This window comes from Propionigenium maris DSM 9537, assembly GCF_027925155.1.
Lineage (GTDB): Bacteria > Fusobacteriota > Fusobacteriia > Fusobacteriales > Fusobacteriaceae > Propionigenium > Propionigenium maris.
The window spans coordinates 41,643-59,391 of sequence record NZ_BSDY01000015.1 but is presented as its reverse complement, the minus strand read 5'-3'; the positions used below and the strand labels follow the sequence as shown (position 1 = coordinate 59,391).

Annotated in this window: 18 protein-coding genes; 7 read left to right on the top strand and 11 right to left on the bottom strand. The window is 40.9% G+C overall.

Features of this window, described 5'->3' with window-relative positions; genetic code table 11:
* Positions 1 to 109: 109 nt before the first annotated feature.
* The gene (locus tag QMG11_RS14100; protein ID WP_281836826.1) at positions 110 to 1,276 is read right to left on the bottom strand and encodes a class I SAM-dependent methyltransferase; all 1,167 of its coding nucleotides are present in this window, start codon (positions 1,274 to 1,276) and stop codon (positions 110 to 112) included.
* A 133-nt stretch (positions 1,277 to 1,409) separates the two neighbouring features.
* Here QMG11_RS14100 and QMG11_RS14095 point away from each other — a divergent pair, with 133 nt between their 5' ends.
* The 3 genes from QMG11_RS14095 to QMG11_RS14085 all read left to right on the top strand — a co-directional run bounded on the left by QMG11_RS14095 (position 1,410) and on the right by QMG11_RS14085 (position 4,129).
* Positions 1,410 to 2,621: an MFS transporter gene (locus QMG11_RS14095; protein ID WP_281836824.1), complete on the top strand. Its 1,212-nt coding sequence runs from the start codon at positions 1,410 to 1,412 to the stop codon at positions 2,619 to 2,621.
* Between the two features lie 519 nt (positions 2,622 to 3,140).
* On the top strand, positions 3,141 to 3,668 hold the full coding sequence (locus tag QMG11_RS14090) for a hypothetical protein (RefSeq protein ID WP_281836823.1): 528 nt from the start codon (positions 3,141 to 3,143) through the stop codon (positions 3,666 to 3,668).
* Between the two features lie 32 nt (positions 3,669 to 3,700).
* Entirely contained in the window at positions 3,701 to 4,129 is a 429-nt protein-coding gene (locus QMG11_RS14085; protein WP_281836822.1) for a MarR family winged helix-turn-helix transcriptional regulator, read from the top strand.
* A gap of 46 nt (positions 4,130 to 4,175) precedes the next feature.
* On the opposite strand, the gene QMG11_RS14080 is transcribed toward QMG11_RS14085, so the two are convergent.
* From QMG11_RS14080 to QMG11_RS14035, 10 genes are all read right to left on the bottom strand, one after another.
* Positions 4,176 to 4,811 carry a cation efflux transmembrane domain-containing protein gene (locus QMG11_RS14080; protein ID WP_281836821.1) on the bottom strand — a complete coding sequence of 212 codons (636 nt, stop codon included), beginning with the start codon at positions 4,809 to 4,811 and terminating at the stop codon, positions 4,176 to 4,178.
* A gap of 315 nt (positions 4,812 to 5,126) precedes the next feature.
* Positions 5,127 to 6,821: an ABC transporter ATP-binding protein gene (locus QMG11_RS14075; RefSeq protein WP_281836820.1), complete on the bottom strand. Its 1,695-nt coding sequence runs from the start codon at positions 6,819 to 6,821 to the stop codon at positions 5,127 to 5,129.
* A complete protein-coding gene (locus QMG11_RS14070; protein ID WP_281836819.1) occupies positions 6,811 to 7,695 on the bottom strand; it encodes an ABC transporter substrate-binding protein in 885 nt (294 codons plus the stop codon). The genes QMG11_RS14075 and QMG11_RS14070 overlap by 11 nt, the downstream gene beginning before the upstream one ends.
* Before the next feature lie 214 nt (positions 7,696 to 7,909).
* On the bottom strand, positions 7,910 to 8,683 hold the full coding sequence (locus QMG11_RS14065) for an ABC transporter ATP-binding protein (RefSeq protein ID WP_281836817.1): 774 nt from the start codon (positions 8,681 to 8,683) through the stop codon (positions 7,910 to 7,912).
* The gene (locus QMG11_RS14060) at positions 8,683 to 9,654 is read right to left on the bottom strand and encodes a FecCD family ABC transporter permease (protein WP_373877236.1); all 972 of its coding nucleotides are present in this window, start codon (positions 9,652 to 9,654) and stop codon (positions 8,683 to 8,685) included. The genes QMG11_RS14065 and QMG11_RS14060 overlap by 1 nt, the downstream gene beginning before the upstream one ends.
* Before the next feature lie 73 nt (positions 9,655 to 9,727).
* Entirely contained in the window at positions 9,728 to 11,905 is a 2,178-nt protein-coding gene (locus QMG11_RS14055) for a TonB-dependent receptor (protein ID WP_281836814.1), read from the bottom strand.
* A 92-nt stretch (positions 11,906 to 11,997) separates the two neighbouring features.
* Positions 11,998 to 12,363 carry a YbaN family protein gene (locus QMG11_RS14050; RefSeq protein ID WP_281836812.1) on the bottom strand — a complete coding sequence of 122 codons (366 nt, stop codon included), beginning with the start codon at positions 12,361 to 12,363 and terminating at the stop codon, positions 11,998 to 12,000.
* On the bottom strand, positions 12,364 to 13,812 hold the full coding sequence (locus QMG11_RS14045; protein ID WP_309302094.1) for a radical SAM protein: 1,449 nt from the start codon (positions 13,810 to 13,812) through the stop codon (positions 12,364 to 12,366).
* Positions 13,813 to 13,817: 5 nt separating this feature from the next.
* On the bottom strand, positions 13,818 to 14,252 hold the full coding sequence (locus tag QMG11_RS14040) for an ExbD/TolR family protein (protein WP_281836810.1): 435 nt from the start codon (positions 14,250 to 14,252) through the stop codon (positions 13,818 to 13,820).
* A 2-nt stretch (positions 14,253 to 14,254) separates the two neighbouring features.
* The gene (locus QMG11_RS14035) at positions 14,255 to 14,884 is read right to left on the bottom strand and encodes a MotA/TolQ/ExbB proton channel family protein (RefSeq protein WP_281836808.1); all 630 of its coding nucleotides are present in this window, start codon (positions 14,882 to 14,884) and stop codon (positions 14,255 to 14,257) included.
* 367 nt (positions 14,885 to 15,251) lie between these two features.
* On the opposite strand from QMG11_RS14035, the gene QMG11_RS14030 reads away from it, so the two are divergent.
* The 4 genes from QMG11_RS14030 to hutX are packed head-to-tail and all read left to right on the top strand — an operon-like array spanning position 15,252 to position 17,675.
* Positions 15,252 to 16,106, top strand: a complete 855-nt coding sequence (locus QMG11_RS14030) for an energy transducer TonB (protein ID WP_281836806.1) — start codon at positions 15,252 to 15,254, stop codon at positions 16,104 to 16,106.
* A 35-nt stretch (positions 16,107 to 16,141) separates the two neighbouring features.
* A complete protein-coding gene (locus QMG11_RS14025; RefSeq protein WP_281836804.1) occupies positions 16,142 to 16,651 on the top strand; it encodes a pyridoxamine 5'-phosphate oxidase family protein in 510 nt (169 codons plus the stop codon).
* Positions 16,652 to 16,685: 34 nt separating this feature from the next.
* Positions 16,686 to 17,192: a flavodoxin family protein gene (locus QMG11_RS14020; RefSeq protein WP_281836803.1), complete on the top strand. Its 507-nt coding sequence runs from the start codon at positions 16,686 to 16,688 to the stop codon at positions 17,190 to 17,192.
* Positions 17,193 to 17,201: 9 nt separating this feature from the next.
* Positions 17,202 to 17,675: a heme utilization cystosolic carrier protein HutX gene (gene hutX, locus QMG11_RS14015; protein ID WP_281836802.1), complete on the top strand. Its 474-nt coding sequence runs from the start codon at positions 17,202 to 17,204 to the stop codon at positions 17,673 to 17,675.
* Positions 17,676 to 17,749 lie beyond the last annotated feature (74 nt).

Below are 17,749 nucleotides of genomic sequence, written 5' to 3'. Positions count from 1 at the left end.
AGAGGATTATCCTCTTCTTTTTATTATAAAGGAAATATAAAATTATAAAAAACTAAATAAAACAATGAGTGCTCCAATCGATTATTAGGGTGCAACGTCAAATTGCTTTTTAATTTATATTATCCAGCTCATCGGCAAGGGCCTTCTCCAGGTATGGATTGAGGTTCCACATATCCCTGAAAGCTCTATACTCATCCAGGGCCTTTTTACTTGGCTTTCCCTTATTTCCTGCTCTTATTACAAGGTTTTTAGGAGTGTGCTCCGTTTCAATAAATTCAAAGATCTCCACATTATACCCAAGGGCCTCCAGAAGGTTCCCTCTGATGGAATCTGTCACAAGGGAAGCTATCCTCTCCTTAATAGTTCCGTGCTTCATAAGGGGAGACATTACATCACTGTCGATCTGCTTAAATAACTCCTGCTGGCAGCAAGGTACCGTCATTATTAGCTTAGCGTTCCACTTTACTGCCTTAACGATAGCATCATCTGTTGCTGTATTACATGCATGAAGGGTAATAACTACATCTACCTCATCAAACTCTGTATATCCCTTGATATCTCCCATCTTAAATGAAAGGTCCCTGTATCCCAGCTCCTCAGCTATCTTATTGCACAGCTCGATAACATTTTTCTTCAGGTCCAGCCCAACTATCTCTACCTCTACTCCCAGCTTCTGCACTAAATACCAGTAGAGGGCAAAGGTCAGATATGCCTTACCTGAACCAAAGTCTACTATCCTCAGCTTCTTGCTTAGGTCAAGTGTCTTAAGGGATCCCTCCATTACCTCCAGATACTTGTTCAGCTGTCTGAACTTATCGAACTTACTCTTGAAGACATTTCCCTCACTGTCCATTACTCCAAGTCTCTCAAGGAAATCGCAGGGAACTCCCTCCTCGATAACATATTTCTTCTTTCTGTTGTGGTTCAGGGCGCTGAGGTCCACCTTCTTGCTTGCTTTATTCTTGATGATCTTAGCCTTCCCCTTCTTATTGATAAGGATCTGGTAATCTCCCTCTCCAGTATAGAGCACTCCCTGCTTGTAGAGGTTAAATAGCTCCATTAATTCTGCCACAGCTTCCTGGGTATCGAGGTTTTTATGGACGGTATTCCTGTCCAGGATATAGGCAAACTGAAACTTCAGCTCCTCCTTTAATACAACGGGTTTTACAGTGACCTTTTTATATTCAGTAACTCCCTTTCTTGGGTTGCTCAGCACACCAGAGATAAGGAGGTTTTCCTCTAAGGATCTTTTAACCAGTATATTTATTTCGCTCATTATATCAACTCCATTTCATAATCATAGAATAATGTACTATACTCTAGTAGGCATTACTTGAAATTTACCCTATATAATAACATTTATTTTTAATTTTGTCATTTACACAATTTAAATATAGTTAGGGGGAGGTATGATCTATAGAGAATTAAACAACAATATAAAGCAGTTTTTTTTGGGGACCTTTATCATCTACCTTGTGGTTAGGGGTGTTTTCTTCACCTTTGCTGGAATTTTTTTAAAGGAAGCAGGATTTTTAGAGGGATTCGTTGGTAGAACTCTTTCATGCACCACTCTGTCTATTGCTCTATCATCAGTGCTTTCATCCTATTTAATTAAAAATTACGGATATAAAAAAATAATTATTTCTGGAATAATTTTCACAGGAATTGGAGCAATAGGGTTAGTCTCCACATTGAACCCGGATATGATCTTGTTTTCAGCCTCTCTCATGGGAATGGGCTTCAGCATGCATATGACCAGTGAGGGAGCCTTTCTCATGGAGAATGTTTCAGAGGAAAAACGGGTTAAGGTATTCAGTTACAACTTTGCATTAAAAAATATTGGAATAATTGCCGGGACCTTTCTGGGAGGAAGACTTTCAGATCTGTTGAAGATTAACTTTACCGGCCTCTCATCCCTGCGAATGATCTTTCTTCTCTTTGCCACCCTTCTATTTTCATTTACCGTTCCTATAAATAAAATTACGGAAAATAATGTGGAGAGGGAGTGGACAGGACTAGGAGAATATCTAAAAAGCTATAGAAGGGTAGTTCGTGGGCAAGTAGTGAAATTCCTCATCTACAATAGCACCATTGGTTTTGGGGCAGGTCTTGTGGTTCCCTTCTTCAGTATCTACCTGAAATATACACTGGATATAGGAAACAGCCTAGTGGGAACTATTTTATCCATAGCTCAGATGGGAGTAGCAGCAGGGGGACTCTTAGTACCCTTACTGGCCAAGAAGGTGGGCAGAGAAAAGACGGTAATACTCTGTCAGCTACTTTCCATCCCATTTCTTATCTCCATAGCATTTCCCCAGGGAATAGTTATAATAACCATATCCTTTCTCATGAGGTCAACCCTTATGAACTTAAACCACCCCATAGTTCAGAACCTTTCCATGGAGATGGTCGATGAGGATGAAAGGCCCATGCTCAGCAGCCTCTTTACCCTGTCTGGCAACTTGACCAGAGCACTGGGAATGGTGGCAGGGGGATACCTTATGGAAAAGGTATCCTACAATGCCCCCTACTACTTCACCATAATCTTCTACCTCTCAGGAACCTACCTCTTCTATAGATTATTCGGCAGAGGTGGAAGTAAGAATGTCTCTCCCAAATAAAAAGTCCCATCCTTATAAATACAGAAAAATTGTTAGACGGGACTTGAAGAAGGGATTAATTTACTTTTGTTTTTATCTAAATAGGCGATCCACAGTCCTTAATCACATCAGGCCACTTCCCCAAAATAGGAAAGTCCATTTTTAAAGATTTCCCTATAAAATAACCTAAAAAACCAAGTTATTCCAACTAATTCTTATAGATCCAATAATATATCTGTAGATAATTGTCATTATACTTAGATTTATTATCAGAGATAATTTTTTAGTGGTTTTTTAGAAATATCAGAAAAAAATGAAGCTCTAATTTAAGTTTTAAGGTCCTCGAATTTTGAAAAAGGATAGAATACAAAGACGGTTGGAAGCGAGTTCTTAAAAGTGAAATAATAAGATATTTTTAATTTCCGCCCTCTTTCTTTCTGTAATTTATTTAACAGGACTTTTTATTTGGGAGGGAGAAAGATTAAAAGAAATAAAAGATATTGGAGTATATATGAATATCAATATTAGGGAGGGATCTGTATGTATATAGAAGAGGTTAAGGGGTTTTATAGTATTTCCCCCTTGAAACTTTTTAGAAAAACCGAGGGAGTGGTATTTGACCTGGTTCCAGAGGGGATAGTGAAATCCACTAGTTCTGTGGACAGAGTAATACATAAAAACAATGCTGTTTCTCCTGGGAAGGTGGGTGAGGTGGAAAGACCCTGGTATATGCACTACCATCAAAAGGATAATCTGGTGGTGATGCACGGTTATAGAAGAGTTGAACTCTATAGCGGAGAACTGGGAAGAAAGCTCACCTTTGAGATACACCCGGACAAGATCTATCGTGACGGTGAGCTGATAGCTTCCGAGGGAGTGGTTCTCTCCTGGGATGTTAAGATCTTCCACAGGATAGTCAGTGGTGAGAATGGGTCGGCTTCCCTTAACTTTGCCATAAGAGATGAGGGGTTCGATATTAAGACCAACTTCAACATCTATGATCTCAATGAAGAAACCGGTGAGTATACAGTTGTGAGGGAGGGGTTCAAAGATCAGTTTAAAATTTAAATTTGTATTTTATAGTACAATGAGTATATAATATGAATATGATGGATAGAGAACTTATAAAAACAATTACAGAAATCGAGAAAAAACTCAGAATCAGGAAGTTAAAGGAGCTTGAGCTCAGAGGTGTAGTGGGACTGGCTCCTACCCACGGAGATATTCTTGTGGCCCTCTTCAGAAATGAAACCCTCTCCATGAGAGATCTCTCTGAAATTATCCAGAGGGACAAATCTACAGTAACAGCTCTTGTAAACAAGCTGGTAAAGTTGGGGTATGTGGAGAAGTATAAGGGTGTTGAGGACAGCAGAATAAACTTTGTGAGACTGACTCCCTTTGCATATGAAAAAAGAGAGGCCTTTATCGAGGCAGCGGATATCATTATAGAACAATTTTCAAGGCATATAACCGAAGAGGAGATAAAAACTGCTTTGAATATAATGAAAAAAATTAATAGTAGTCTCTAAAAAACCTCAGATGTCGAATCTGAGGTTTTTCCTATGGATATAGATTTTAACTTCTTTTTATCACCTTAATACTTTCTGTAATTACATTTATAGGACAAGGGAAATTAACCAGAACTATTAAAATTACAAATATCTGTTCTATGTAAAGCCTCATATAACTTATATCACTGCCCTTGATAAGGTAGGATATTATAAGAGATACTGCTATGGATGCGCTGAGCATAGTGTCTATCAGCCACCCCTTTCTTTCTAATCTCAGTACCTTAGAATCGGTATGTTTACTGCATCTGTCTAGGTAGTAAAAAAATATTCCCCCTCCCAGGACAGATATGAATGTGTATGCCCCTACGCTACCTGTATCTACAAGTTTTCCTCCCTGGAGAACTATGATTATATTTTCCCTGAGAAGATATAACAGAAAGGTTATAATTGCTCCCGATCTCAGTATAAGAAAGTACTCCTTGAGGCACCTTAGCTTCATCCTTTTGCTTCTATCCTCTCCCACCATTGTGGTAACCTTGAGGATCAGAAATGTAAAAAATGAATCCAGCAAACTGTAGCTACCATCCAGTAGTACCAGCTGAGACCTGCTCCACACCGCCATGACTAATCCAATTACTGCAAAGACTACTCCACCCCCAAATGAGATTTTCAGGCCTACTTCCTCTGCATTTGGATACATAAATATCACCCTCTATTTTTTAGATTCGTCTATTCCTTTTCTATGCACCGACTAGATCCCCCCCTTTTTAATCCCTTATATAGTTATTAAGAAAATTTAATCTATTCCTTTTTTTCAGAGGATCTTGATAGATATAAGATACTCTATAATAACTTTTTATGGGAGCCTGGACCTCTAAAAAAGTTCTGTTAGGTCTAGAAAAAACTTTATTAGCTTCGGTAGATCAAGGGAAAGATATTCAGCAGAATATTCATTAATCCTTCTCCCTATATTAATCATTGGTGCTGCCAAAGTTTCCATAGAAAAAAGGAGGCCCTAGCCTCCCCTATACATACCGTAAAATATGGTTTTTCTCCTTAAAAGCTCATGGAAGCTGCCGCTTTCAATAACTCCCTCCTCTCCCAGAACATATATCCTGTCAAAGTTCTTGAGGGTATCCAGCCTGTGAGCCACCGCCACTACAATCCTGTCCTTGAAGTAGCTGTGAATATTCTCCATGATCTTAGCTTCAGTAATGTTGTCCAGGGTATTAGTTGCCTCATCCAGGATTAGGATCTCAGGTTTCTTCAGAAATACCCTTGCAGCAGCTATTCTCTGCTTCTGACCTGAACTTAACTGGATCCCATTGCTTCCCGGTAGGGTAGACTCCCTCTCTGGAAGTTCCTCCACTACCTCATGAAACATAGATCTTTCAAGGCTTTTATTGAAATCCTCTATATCCATATCTCTCCTTACAGCCGTGATATTTTCCTCTACGCTCTCATTCATTATATGTTCATTCTGGTCTATAATTCCCAGCCTTCCCAGGTAATCAACTCTGTCTATAGAGGAGAGACAGACACCATTTATCAGGATCTTTCCCTCCTGTGGGACAAGCGCCTTCTTGATAAGGTTAAGCAGGGTACTCTTTCCTACACCGCTCCTTCCTACAAAGGCTATCTTCTCTCCTTTATTTACAGTGATATTCAGCTTAGAGATCACCTCTCTTCCCCCGTGGGAAAAGGTCAGGTCTTTTAGCTCAAGAGTTTCTATGGGATCCTCTATCTTATTTTTACCAGATTCCTCCTCCTTAGTATTCATTATTTCCCTGAATCTTGAGATACCAGTCATACCTCTCTGATAGATATCCACAAGGCCCATGAGCTTTATAAGGTAGATTCTGAACCTGTTTGTAAGGAGAAGAAAGGAGAGGATTACTCCCATGGTTATCCTTTCTCCGATATAGAGATATCCCCCTGCAAAGATAATTATCATCTGTGTCAGGTTATTGTAAAAGGTAATTCCAGACATAAGAAGGGAGATGTTGAAACAGTTCCTTCTCTCCTCCTCAAGGAGCTCTTCATTCCTTTCCTGAAATTTACCGTATCTATAACCTTCTAATAGATTATCCTTAATAAAAAATATAGTTTTGAGGGTATCGTGTATATTAGAGGTCAATTCACTGTTTTTCCCCCTTATAGCCCCGTAACCCCTCTTAAGCCTTTCATTTCTTAACCATACAAAGGCAGAGGTAAAGGGAAGGGGGAGAAGAGTTAAGACTGTCAGTGCAGGGCTGAATCCTACCATTACAAAAACAGCACCTATAATAGATAATATGGAAAACAATATGTCCTCAAGACCTCTATAGAGGAGTGTAGAGGAGCTTTCCAGGTCTCCGGTGAGCCTCGTTATTAGATCTCCACTCTTATTTTTATTAAAAAACTTCGAGGGAAGATCGAGAATCTTTTTATAGAGGTCATTTCTCATATGATACTTTAGTCTGTTCCCCATTAACTGTCCCCTGCTATAGGAGAAGAGGGAAACAGCAAACCTTAAAATGTATAGCCCTCCCAGAAGAAGGGAAGATCTTGCAAACCTATTCATATCTCTTGCTGGAATAATGTCATCCATGAGAACTCTAACTAAATTTGGAGCCCAGAGATCCATAAGAGTAACAGCAAAGCTGCTGACTAAAAATACTGTCAGCAGCTTCCTTTCCAGCTTGTAGTAATCTCTTAACTTAACTTTCAAGGGATAACTCCTCATATAGCTCCCTCACTACCTCTATTATTCTAGGTGTCGGTCTGAGGATCTTATCTGAATCCACTATAGCGATATTTCCTGTTTTTCCAGCTTCAGTATCCTTTACAAAGGGATTGCTGTTAACAATATCCTCCTTCTTAAATATACCCATTGCTCCCAGAAGGACATTTGGATTGGAGGCAATCATAAACTCTGCTGAGATAATTGGTCTTCCTCCTGGAAGGTTGTCTGCAATATTTTCGATTCCAAGAAGGTTAAAGACCTGTCCTGGTAGAGATTTGGAGTTAAATGCCATCAGTGGAGAAGTACTAAAGAGGAAGGCTCCCTTAAGTCCCAGAGGCTTATCCTCTACCTTCTCTCTTAAGTCACCAAGCTCTTCTTCATACTCAGATCTGACTTTAGCTGCTTCCTTTTCCCTGCCGGCAAGAACTCCATATACACTTACATTATTTAAGATCTCATCAAAGTTGTTTCCGCCATTTACAATGAAGGGAATGTTTCTAGCCTTTAATGTCTCTCCAAAACCTGCAACCATAGGGTTTAATATAACAAGACCTGGGCTATAAGATATAACATGCTCTATAGATGGTTTTGTTATTGTCCCTACAGAGGGAAGGTGCTCTGTCTTATCTTCAGGCCATATCTTAGTAGTAGTAGTTCTAGCAATAGCAGCTATATTCTTCTCTCCACCTATCATGTAGAACACCTCTACAGCTGCAGGATCTATAGCGATTATTCTCTTATACTCCCTAGCCTCTACACTGTTCCCCACAAAGTCTGTTATCTTACCTTCCTCTATACTTAGTGCCATTGAACACACTGAGATTATAAACATATTTAACAGTAATATTATCTTCTTCATTATTTCTCCCATCCTAACGTTTAATATTTTAAAGTTTTATGACCATTGGAAAATATCGTAAATAGAATATGAAAAAGAAGGTTAGAAAGTGTCGACTGTCTGAGCAAAGCGAGTTTCGATTCTTTCAGGCTTCTTTGATTATGAAATAGATATTTTCAACAGGTCTTGATTTCTTGGTTACTTTCTGTATCAAGACAGAAGTAACTATTTCTTTCTATACCAGGGGAATTACATATGGGTTTCCGTCATCGTCTGTAATTACCTTGGACTTAAGGTTGTAAACTTCTTTTAAGATCTCCTCTGTAAGGACCTCCTTGGGAGTTCCCACATACTTAGCCTTTCCACCTACCATGAGAACAAGCTCATCACAGAACATAGAAGCAAGGTTTAGATCGTGGATTACAGCTACCGATGTAAGCCCCTTTTCCCTCACAAGTTTTCTAACCTTGACCATAAGCTCCACAGCATGGTTAAGGTCCATAGCAGATGTTGGTTCATCCAGCAGTAGAATATCCGGATCCTGAGTAAGAGCTCTGGCAAGAAGCACTCTCTGAAACTCTCCTCCAGAGAGGCTAAGTGCTCCCCTCTCCTTAAACCGACCTATATCCATCTCTTCCATGAACTTTTCCGATATCTCCCTGTCCTCTCTGCTGTAGCCCTGCCACGAGCTTACCAGGTGGGGAAGTCTTCCCATTAGGACAAACTCCTCTACCTTCATAGGAGACATAAGACTTGATTTCTGCGGTACAAGGGCCACAGTTCTTGCAAGTTCTTTTTGTGTATATTCCCCTAACTCACTTCCTCCAAGAATGATCTCTCCCTGACTTTTTTTCAGATAACCCAGTATATTTTTAAGGAGGGTGGACTTCCCACAGCCGTTAGGCCCCAGTATCCCGGTAAGTTTTCCCTTATTAATCCTTACATCCACTCCCTTTAGTATCTCCTTTTTTCCATAGGAAAACCTTACACCTTTTACTTCAATAGCCATTACATACTCCCCCTTCCACTCTTAAATGCCAGGTATAGAAAGAAGGGAGCTCCAAAGAAGGCTGTTACAACTCCAATTGGCACCTCCACAGGGGCAAGGACCATTCTTCCAATTGTATCGCAAATAAGAAGAAAAAAACCTCCTGCAAGGGCGGCATTGGGAAGAAGTTTTGAGTTGCTAGGTCCTGTAATAATTCTTATACTATGGGGGATAATAAGCCCCACAAATCCGATCATCCCTGAAAAAGCTACTGAGAAGGCTACAACCAGTGAAGCTACCGACAGTACTCTTACCTTTAACTTATGGACATCTATTCCAAGGGAGTGTGCTTCCTCATCCCCTGATAGAAGGGCATCCAGCTGGCTCCTGTTCATAAAGAAGAAGACCAGGGATAGTATAAGTGGTAGCAGCAGTATCCCCACCTTCCTCCATGTTGCATTCCCAAGGTAACCCATAAGCCACATAGTTATCTTAAAAGAGTCTTCCCCAATGAGGTACATGGCAAAGGAGGTCATAGCCCCTATAAATGACGAAACCGCTATTCCTATTATAAGAAGAGTAGTTACGTTAACCCTCCCTCCTCTGTTAGAAAGGTGGAAGATAATAAATGTGCTGGCAAGACATGAGATAAAGGCCGAGATACCATACATAATATCAGGCATCTTAAAGATAAATGCCAGAACTGCACCAAAGGTAGCACTTGCAGCTATCCCTATAATGTAGGGATCAGCAAGGGGATTTTGGAAAACAGTCTGTACCACTACACCGCTGGATGCAAGCATCATCCCTATTAAAAGTGCCATAAGTATCCTTGGAAGTCTTATGTCAAAAATTATTGTTCTTACATAATCAGGTGCTGTTGAGGGATTAATTATCTGCCCTACAGGAACCTGAATACTTCCCATTCCCGTTGAAATTACTGCCATAACAACAATTCCGCACAGTAGTGTAAGGGGAAGTAACTTTTTTATGTTATTCATGTGAATTCTCCTTGTTCTGTATTTAAAGGAAGAGGTCTCCCCCTTCCTTTAATTTTATAGTTTATTAAAACTCATACTTAAACCCTGCATAGTAGCTTCTCTCATCTGCCGGGTCATATACCATCTCTCCACCGCTTAATCCGGTTCTGTCATAGTTGTTTCTGTTGAATAAGTTGTTTATCCCAGTGTAAAGCTTCAGACCGTTTTCCATAGTGTAGTTAATCGTCATATCTGTAGTGATTGTGCTTCCTGCTTCAAACTCGTTTGCTCTGTCTAAGTAGTAACCGTCCTTATAGTTAACCTTAACTACTGTATTTAGTCTGCTTGTAAAGTCATACTTTGTTCCAATATTAAAGTTCATTCTCGAAGCATATGGAACCTCATTTCCCTCTATGGAAGTATCCGACTCATTCTCTGTAATCTCAGTCTTTACATATGAGAAGTTTTCAAAGAATGTGAACTTTCCAAGATACTGTTCTGCACTAAGTTCGATACCGTATCTCTGAGTTTCTCCCAGGTTGTTGTAGTACCACTCCTTACCGTGCTCTACCTCCTCGTAGAAGATCTCATCCTTAGTTCTTCCTCCAAACACTGTGGCACTAACAAATGAACCGAGGACATAGTCATTTACTCCCAGCTCTATAGTCTGGCTTGTCTCTGCATCCAGGTCGTTATATATATAATTAGTTCCATCCTTATCCTGGAACTCTGTAGGTGCTGGTGTTCTGAAGCTCTGCTCAAACCTTGCATAGACATTACCTGTATCTGAGTATAGGTAGTTTACAGCAAACTCAAAGGCATCATTTCTCATACTCTTGCTGTGAGTTTCCTTCTGAAGTCCTGTATCTACAACACCTCCAGGGAGTCCTGTAATCCATCCAGGAGTAGATGGTGCCATTACCTGGTGATGGTAGTGAGTTGATTTTTCAAAGTCAAAGTAGGTCCACTCTCTTCTGAATCCCTGCATAAACTCAAAGCTTCCTATGCTGGTCTTGTTGAATACATATCCTGCATGACTTTCCTTCTCTGTATCCAGCTCATACACCTCATAGAGGTCTGTAAAGTTATCAAAGTCTCTCATACTCTTCTGCATAGTATAGTCATAACCAACAATCAGGTAGCTGTCCTCTGCATAGTCATATTTGATCTTAGGGCTAACCCTATACTTCTCATCTGTAAAGGTTCCTATAGTATCAGCATAGTAGTTCCCTGAATTAAACCAAGCATCATCCATACCTTCCTTCCATCCAGTTGTAAGGTCCCTTGTATGGGAGTCGTTTTCAGTCTTCTGGTAGCTGGCTTTAAGGTTGAAGGTCAGTCTATCTGTAATATCCCTTTCATAGGTACCCATAAACTCATCTCTTGTAAGCTCACTTCTGTCTGCTATATCTCCGTTTCCAGCAAGATCCGACTCCACTCCGTCGAAGTCGATTCCAGACTGGCCTCTGTCCTCAGTTAGCTGAGCTCTTGTAAGAAGGTCTGCACTGGTTCTATCCTCAGTTGTATGGGCATATTTAAAGGTTAATCTATCTCTATGGGTTATATCGTATTTAGCAGAGATATCCACATACTGCCTTTCATACTCCTCTTCGTCTCTGTTGCCCTGTCTGTCGGTTCCAGAGTAGTTTACCTGAAGCAAGAGGTCCTTTCCTATCCTGCCTCCTGCACCAGCTTCCCACTGTTTATTAGCATTACTTCCATACCTTGCTCCTGCATAAATACTTGGTTCACCACTTGCAGCAGCCTTGGTTATTATGTTTACTACTCCTCCAGTAGCTCCGTCACCATAGAGTACCCCGCTTCCCCCTGGAAGTATCTCTATCTTCTCGATTCCCGAAGCCGGTATGGAGTTTAATGGAAGGGTTCCGTGGTTTATATCCACAGGGTTTATATTTACCCCATCAACCAGTACCTGTACCGTTGCCTTGGAGTTGTTTCCGCTTCCCCTCATCTCCACTATGGGACCAAAAGCGTCCTCTCTTATAGTTACAAGAGGTGAATCCCTTAGGATCTCTGTAACATCCTGATAGTTCTTCTCCTCTATCTCTTTACTTGATATTACCTGAACATTCTTTGGAGTATTCCTCACTGTGGTTTCATACCCCACACCAGATATTACACTCTCCTCTAACCTAACTGAAGATGCCTCCTCCCCACTAGGCCTATCCTCATAAAAAAAATCATCTGAAGCATATGATGTTGCTGCAATCATTAAACTTAATAATGCCAATCTCTTTTTCATTTCTCTCCCCTTTGTTTCTTTTTTTAATATTTTGCTAATCAAAGTTTTTTAACAAACTTTATGGGAGGAACTCCTCCCATAAAAAATTATAACTAACTTTCTAAAGTTTCAATTGTGACCAAATGATAGGTCACACCTAGTAGTACCACTAGGAGAAAGGTTCTCCCGTAGATATTGCTCATCCTGGTAAAGGAAAATCCGATACCTCCCCAAAGAGTGATTAGAGACATGATCTTATCCCTGAGGACAATTCCCCTTCTCTCTGTGTAGTTATAGATATATTTTCCCAGTACTTTGTTCCTCATAAGTATGTCGTGAAACCTCTCTGAAGACTGGGAGAACAGGTATGCTGCCAGAAGCAGAAATGGTGTAGTGGGCAAGAGAGGCAATACAATTCCCAGGCTTCCCAGAGCTACTGAAACTACTCCTCCTGTCATCATAAGATATTTTTTCATCATCTACTTCACCTGTTTTTTCCCGTATAGTACCCTTGCCAAGTGTGTTAATACATCCTTAGAGATATTATTCCCCCAGAATATCCCCTCCTTGGTCAGAGTAAAGGCGTCTCCCGTGTCTGTCATATATCCCAATGTAATGTAATCCTTCATCTTTTCACTGTATATCTTCATCTCTTCTTCAGTTAAGATCTTTGTCAGGTCCCTCTTATCTACCTGAGGAAACTGCATCAGTCCAGACACCATGTCAAACTTTCTGTGCTCATCTGTTTTAACGCTGTAGAAGGATGTCTTCTTCCCCATTCTAAATACACCTACATTTCCGATATTTCCTCCGCCACCTACACCAATAGGGAAGGTATCTCCCCCGGCATTTCTGACCTTGATATACTTATAGAGGTCTCCCCCTTTTTTAGCTATCTTAGTCAATTCAAGCTGGTAGTACTCACCTGTTTTCATCAGTTCATCTGAAAATGCATTGGCCAGTTCCTTCTCTCTTTCAAGAGACCTGCTCAGCTCAACCCTTCCCCTATCTATATCCTTAGACAGGGCTGAACCCTCATGAACCATTAGAGAGTAGTAGCTTGAACTTCCAAGGCCCAGCTCCCTGGTTATCCTTGCATCTTCTATAACATCTTCCCTACTTTGCTCTGGGAAGTTATAGATAATATCGATACATACCTCACCGTTAAAGTATTCCTTTAACTCCTTAAGCCTTTTGATAACCTCCTCCTTCCCGTAGGTTCTGTTATAAAACTTTCTTCCCTCTTCGCTGAAGGACTGGATTCCCACACTTAACCTGTTTACTCCGTACTTCATCATTACATCTAACTTTTCCTTGTTTAGGTTATGCAGTGTAGTTTCAAAGGTAAACTCATATCCTTCCTTTAACCTCACATTTTCCTCTATACTCTTTAATATTATCTCCAGCTGGTTTGCCTTATATACCGTTGGAGTTCCCCCACCGAAGAATATAACCTCAAACTGACTTTCCTTCATATATCTTGTTGTTCCATACTTTTTAAACTCATCGGCTATATAGTTTGCATATTCATCCAGGCTTCCCTTTAGCTGCTCCCTGTTCAGGTTGCAGAATGAACAGATCTTATCGCAGTAGGGTGTATGCACATAGATGGATTTGGGAACATCTGATAAATCTCCCTCTAGGTGCTCTATAAATCCGTTATCATCAAGACTTTTCTTCTCAAAGAAATCATCCAGTATTGCACTTGCGTTGTGGTGGGATTTTATTCTTGTCTCAAAGGGTGACCTGGACCTTTCCTTGCTCTTAGGTGCCCCCATCATGCTCTTCATCATCTTTCTTAGTTTTGGATTTTTGGCTACCTCTCCCATGAGGGCCATCATCCCCCTTTCCTCTATTAACCTCTCTATCCTTGCATACTCCTCATCACCTAATGCACTGTGGAGAGCTTCTCTCATTTTTGGGTTCAAGTATATCACATCCTTTTAGTTTCTATGTCGATGCTTTTAGCACCATTTTCTCTGGCAATGGACATAACATCCACTACCTCTCCGTAATCTATCTCCCTGTCAGCAAGGATTCCCACCCTGCCGTCGGGAGTTCTGTCGATTAATCCCTTTAATTTTACCGGGAGTCCCTCTATATCCACATCCTCCACTGAGGACCTGCCGCCTATTACACTTCTCACCTTCATCTCATTGTCCTTACCCATGAGAACCGAGATCTTGTCTACGTCCTTGTGATTCACTGCTGCAGCAGACTGGGGTATATCTATCCTCATTCCTCCCAGGTCATCAAAGGTTGTGGCTACCATAAAGAATATAAGAAGGAGAAATACAACGTCTATCAGGGGGGTGAGGTCCGGCACAACCTGCCTTTTTTTTCTGACTGCAATACGTCTTGTCTTCATGGCTACACCTGCTTTCTTAAGAAGTTGATAAACTCGACTACATTCATCTCCATATCATTTAATGCTACCTCTATCTTCTTGCTGTAGTAGTTGTAGAAGATAAGTGCCGGGATAGCCACTGCCAGTCCTGCTGCTGTGGTAATAAGTGCTTGGGATATTCCCTTGGCAAGTATTGTAGGGTCTCCCGTCCCATGTGTGGAGATAGCCATAAATGCCTGGATCATCCCTGTTACTGTTCCAAATAGTCCTGCAAGGGGAGTCACGTGAGCTGCTATTCCTAGGATCCACATGTTTTTCTCCAGCTTAGGCACCTCCTTTAGGGCACACTCCCTTGCCTTCTCCTCTAAAAATTCATAGTTGCATCCATTTATACTGCAGGTCTCGAACTCCTTAATTATCTCCTTCATAACAACTGCACTGGTGTTTTTAAACCTGTCACACACCTCTATTGCCTTTTCCTTCTCTCCCTTGAGGATAAACTTCTCCAGATGTTCCAGAAGCAGGGTGCCGCTATACCTTTCATTCCTATAAAAATAAACTCCTCTTTCCACAATCACTGCAAATCCAAATATGGACATGAGCATTATGGCATATACGATTATTCCTCCATTTTCCAATATGTGTCTTAACATACTACTCCTCCTACAAAGTTATTAAAGATATAAGCCCACCTTATTCTTTAAACTCATTTGACATCAAATATTATTTTTATAAAATTTTGATATTCAAAGTTTTCGAACTGATTATAGTCCTCTTAAGAAAGTTTGTCAACAAATTTTTAAAAAATTTTAATTTTTCTAAAAAGACCTTCTATAATAGGGATTTTTAACATAAAAATTAATCTTGACACCCAAAGTTGACATATGATATAAATTTACCCAAGCCCAAGTAGAGAAATCTTTCCGATGTAGTTCTCCTAAACTGCATCCAGGAGAGATTAGAATTTTACAATACCTTATCTTAAAACTTATGAAGGCATTTAGCTTTTGGAGGTTTTAGATGAGGTATTTTTTATTTTCTACAATTATGCACCTGTTACTTTTAGTCTTTGGTATTGCCTTTACCAGGGAGACTCTGGATTTTCAGATGGTGGGAGATCCCACCATCACTATGAGTATGGTGGGGGAAGGTTCCCATGCAGGAGGAAGAGCCGAGGACCTCTCCCTAGGGAAGTCTGCAGCACCAGAAAGCAAACCTAAACCTGCAAAACTCGAGAAAAAGAGGAAGGCTGTGAAGGAAAAGCCTGAGGTAGTAGAGAAGGAAGTTAAAAGGGAGGTAGAGGTTCCTGTGGAAACTGTGGAAGAGGTTATTCCTGAGAAGGTCCCTGAGGAGAAGGTAGAGAAGCCCGCAGAAACAGAGAAAGTAGAGGTTACAGAAGATGAGGTTTCCCATGAGGTCTCAGATGCAACTATAGATGCAGACACGACGGAGGACTCTCAGGTAACAGATGAGGAAGGTGAAACCACCCCTGAAAGCGATAGCAACTCAAAGGCAGTGAAGGGATCCCAGGAGATGGGAGAGGGTTTCATTCAGCTAGCTGACGGAGCATGGGCTGCTAAAAACCAGGGAGTTAAGGGTCTCTCCTATGGATTACTGGCACAGCCTGAACCAGAATATCCAGCCATAGCAAGAAAGATGGGAGTAGATCATGAAGTGGTCATCAAGGTAAGGTTCCTCATTGGGTATAAGGGAAGGGTAGAGGATATCAGGTTCTATGACGATGTGACAAACTTCGGTTTCAGAGAGGAAGTAGTAAAAACTCTGAAAAACTGGAGGGCAACACCAATAGAGGTAGAGGGAAGAAAGATAAAGCTCTACTTCTACAAGACGTTTAGATTTGAAAAACTAGGTTAAAAAAGGCTTCTAAAGCCAGATATGAGGAGAGAAAGATGAGAAAGTTAGCAGAGATAAACTTAGAGGATATAAGAAGGGAGATGGAGGAGTTCAGAGCATCGTGTGGTTCAGTTATGATGGCTACCACCGGTCCCAAGGGCCTCCTTGCATCCTATGCTCCCTATGCAAATATTGAGGGGAGGCACTTTATATATATAAGTGAGATAGCAGACCACTACCATAACCTGAGAGCTAATGCCGATCTATCCCTGCAGTTTATAGAGGATGAAAGGAAAGCCAGCAATATAGCAGCAAGGGTAAGATCAAATGCCAAAGCTAAGGCCAGATTCATGGAGAGAGATGATATATTCGAAGGGATTATGAATATCTTCGAGGAGCTTCATGGAAATATTTACCAGGTTCTTAGAGGAATGGAGGACTTCCACTTAGTCGAGTTAAACCTTGGAGAGGGGAGCTTTGTAAAGGGGTTCGGACTGGCCTTTGATGTAGAGGCAGACGGAGAGGTAGTACACAAGAAGGGACTTGAAGGAATGGGACACAGATAAAATCTAAAATTACTATAAAGCTAAGGAGGCTACAATGAAAACACTTATTGCATATTCAAGTAAAACAGGAAACACAAGAAAGGTTGGAGAGGCTGTATTAAAGGCATTTCCTCAGGGAGAGATAGTGGATATTTCAGATGTTACCGCTGTTAATGACTACGACCTTGTTGTTGTTGGTACATGGATCGACAAGGGAACTGCTGATACAAAGGCCCTTAGGTTTATCGATACTATCGAAGGCAAGAGGGTTGCATACTTCTTTACCCTGGGAGCTTACCCTGATTCAAAGCACGCCGAGGACTGTATTACAGCTATAGACAAGCTCTTTACAGACAAGGGAAATGAGATCGTTGGAAGATTCCACTGTCAGGGGGCTATAGACCCCAAGCTTATCGCCTGGATGTCTGAACTTCCAGAGAAGCACCCTCACTCACCAAACCCAGAAAGACTCAAGAGGTGGGAGGATGCCAGCAAACACCCAAATGAAGAGGATTTCGACAATGCGTGCAATACCTTTACAGAGATTTTAGCAGGACTATAGGAGGAATTAATGAGAACCGAGATAGAGGCACTACAAAAGGAAAATAAGAAGATCTCTCTGGCACAGATTGCCAAGGAGATTGGAGCTGAATATACAGAGGTACTGAAGAATGCTCCCAATGTAAGGGAATACCCGAGAGAAAGGATAGAGGACCTCTTTGAAACCTTAAGAGGCTGGGAGAGAGTATTCCTTCTTCTTGTTACAGAGGGCTTCGTACTAGAGATAAACGATAAGTTCCCTAAGGGATTCTATGGTCACGGCTACCTTAACTTCCACGACAAGGATTCCTCCATAGGAGGACACCTCAGTGTGGGAAGAATTCACTCTATCTATCTGGTAGATGATATCATGTTCGGGAGAAGGAGCTGCTCTATAAAGTTCTATTCAGAGGACAGGAAGGAGATCTTCAGTGTCTATGTTCCTAGAAATGAGAAGAAGGAGCTTATTCCTGAATGCTTAGAGAGCTTTAATAATATTGTCTAGTTAGGGGGCCTATGGCCCCTTTTTTCTTGAAATCCATGGTTCTCTATGTTACTTTAGGTTGAAATACCAAGGTG

Bases quoted from the DNA above. Each gene is read 5' to 3' on its own strand.
- QMG11_RS14100 (WP_281836826.1), bottom strand. From the start codon at position 1,276: ATGAGCGAAATAAATATACTGGTTAAAAGATCCTTAGAGGAAAACCTC.
- QMG11_RS14095 (WP_281836824.1), top strand. From the start codon at position 1,410: ATGATCTATAGAGAATTAAACAACAATATAAAGCAGTTTTTTTTGGGG.
- QMG11_RS14090 (WP_281836823.1), top strand. From the start codon at position 3,141: ATGTATATAGAAGAGGTTAAGGGGTTTTATAGTATTTCCCCCTTGAAA.
- QMG11_RS14085 (WP_281836822.1), top strand. From the start codon at position 3,701: ATGAATATGATGGATAGAGAACTTATAAAAACAATTACAGAAATCGAG.
- QMG11_RS14080 (WP_281836821.1), bottom strand. From the start codon at position 4,811: ATGTATCCAAATGCAGAGGAAGTAGGCCTGAAAATCTCATTTGGGGGT.
- QMG11_RS14070 (WP_281836819.1), bottom strand. From the start codon at position 7,695: ATGAAGAAGATAATATTACTGTTAAATATGTTTATAATCTCAGTGTGT.
- QMG11_RS14065 (WP_281836817.1), bottom strand. From the start codon at position 8,683: ATGGCTATTGAAGTAAAAGGTGTAAGGTTTTCCTATGGAAAAAAGGAG.
- QMG11_RS14055 (WP_281836814.1), bottom strand. From the start codon at position 11,905: ATGAAAAAGAGATTGGCATTATTAAGTTTAATGATTGCAGCAACATCA.
- QMG11_RS14050 (WP_281836812.1), bottom strand. From the start codon at position 12,363: ATGATGAAAAAATATCTTATGATGACAGGAGGAGTAGTTTCAGTAGCT.
- QMG11_RS14040 (WP_281836810.1), bottom strand. From the start codon at position 14,252: ATGAAGACAAGACGTATTGCAGTCAGAAAAAAAAGGCAGGTTGTGCCG.
- QMG11_RS14035 (WP_281836808.1), bottom strand. From the start codon at position 14,884: ATGTTAAGACACATATTGGAAAATGGAGGAATAATCGTATATGCCATA.
- QMG11_RS14030 (WP_281836806.1), top strand. From the start codon at position 15,252: ATGAGGTATTTTTTATTTTCTACAATTATGCACCTGTTACTTTTAGTC.
- QMG11_RS14025 (WP_281836804.1), top strand. From the start codon at position 16,142: ATGAGAAAGTTAGCAGAGATAAACTTAGAGGATATAAGAAGGGAGATG.
- QMG11_RS14020 (WP_281836803.1), top strand. From the start codon at position 16,686: ATGAAAACACTTATTGCATATTCAAGTAAAACAGGAAACACAAGAAAG.
- hutX (WP_281836802.1), top strand. From the start codon at position 17,202: ATGAGAACCGAGATAGAGGCACTACAAAAGGAAAATAAGAAGATCTCT.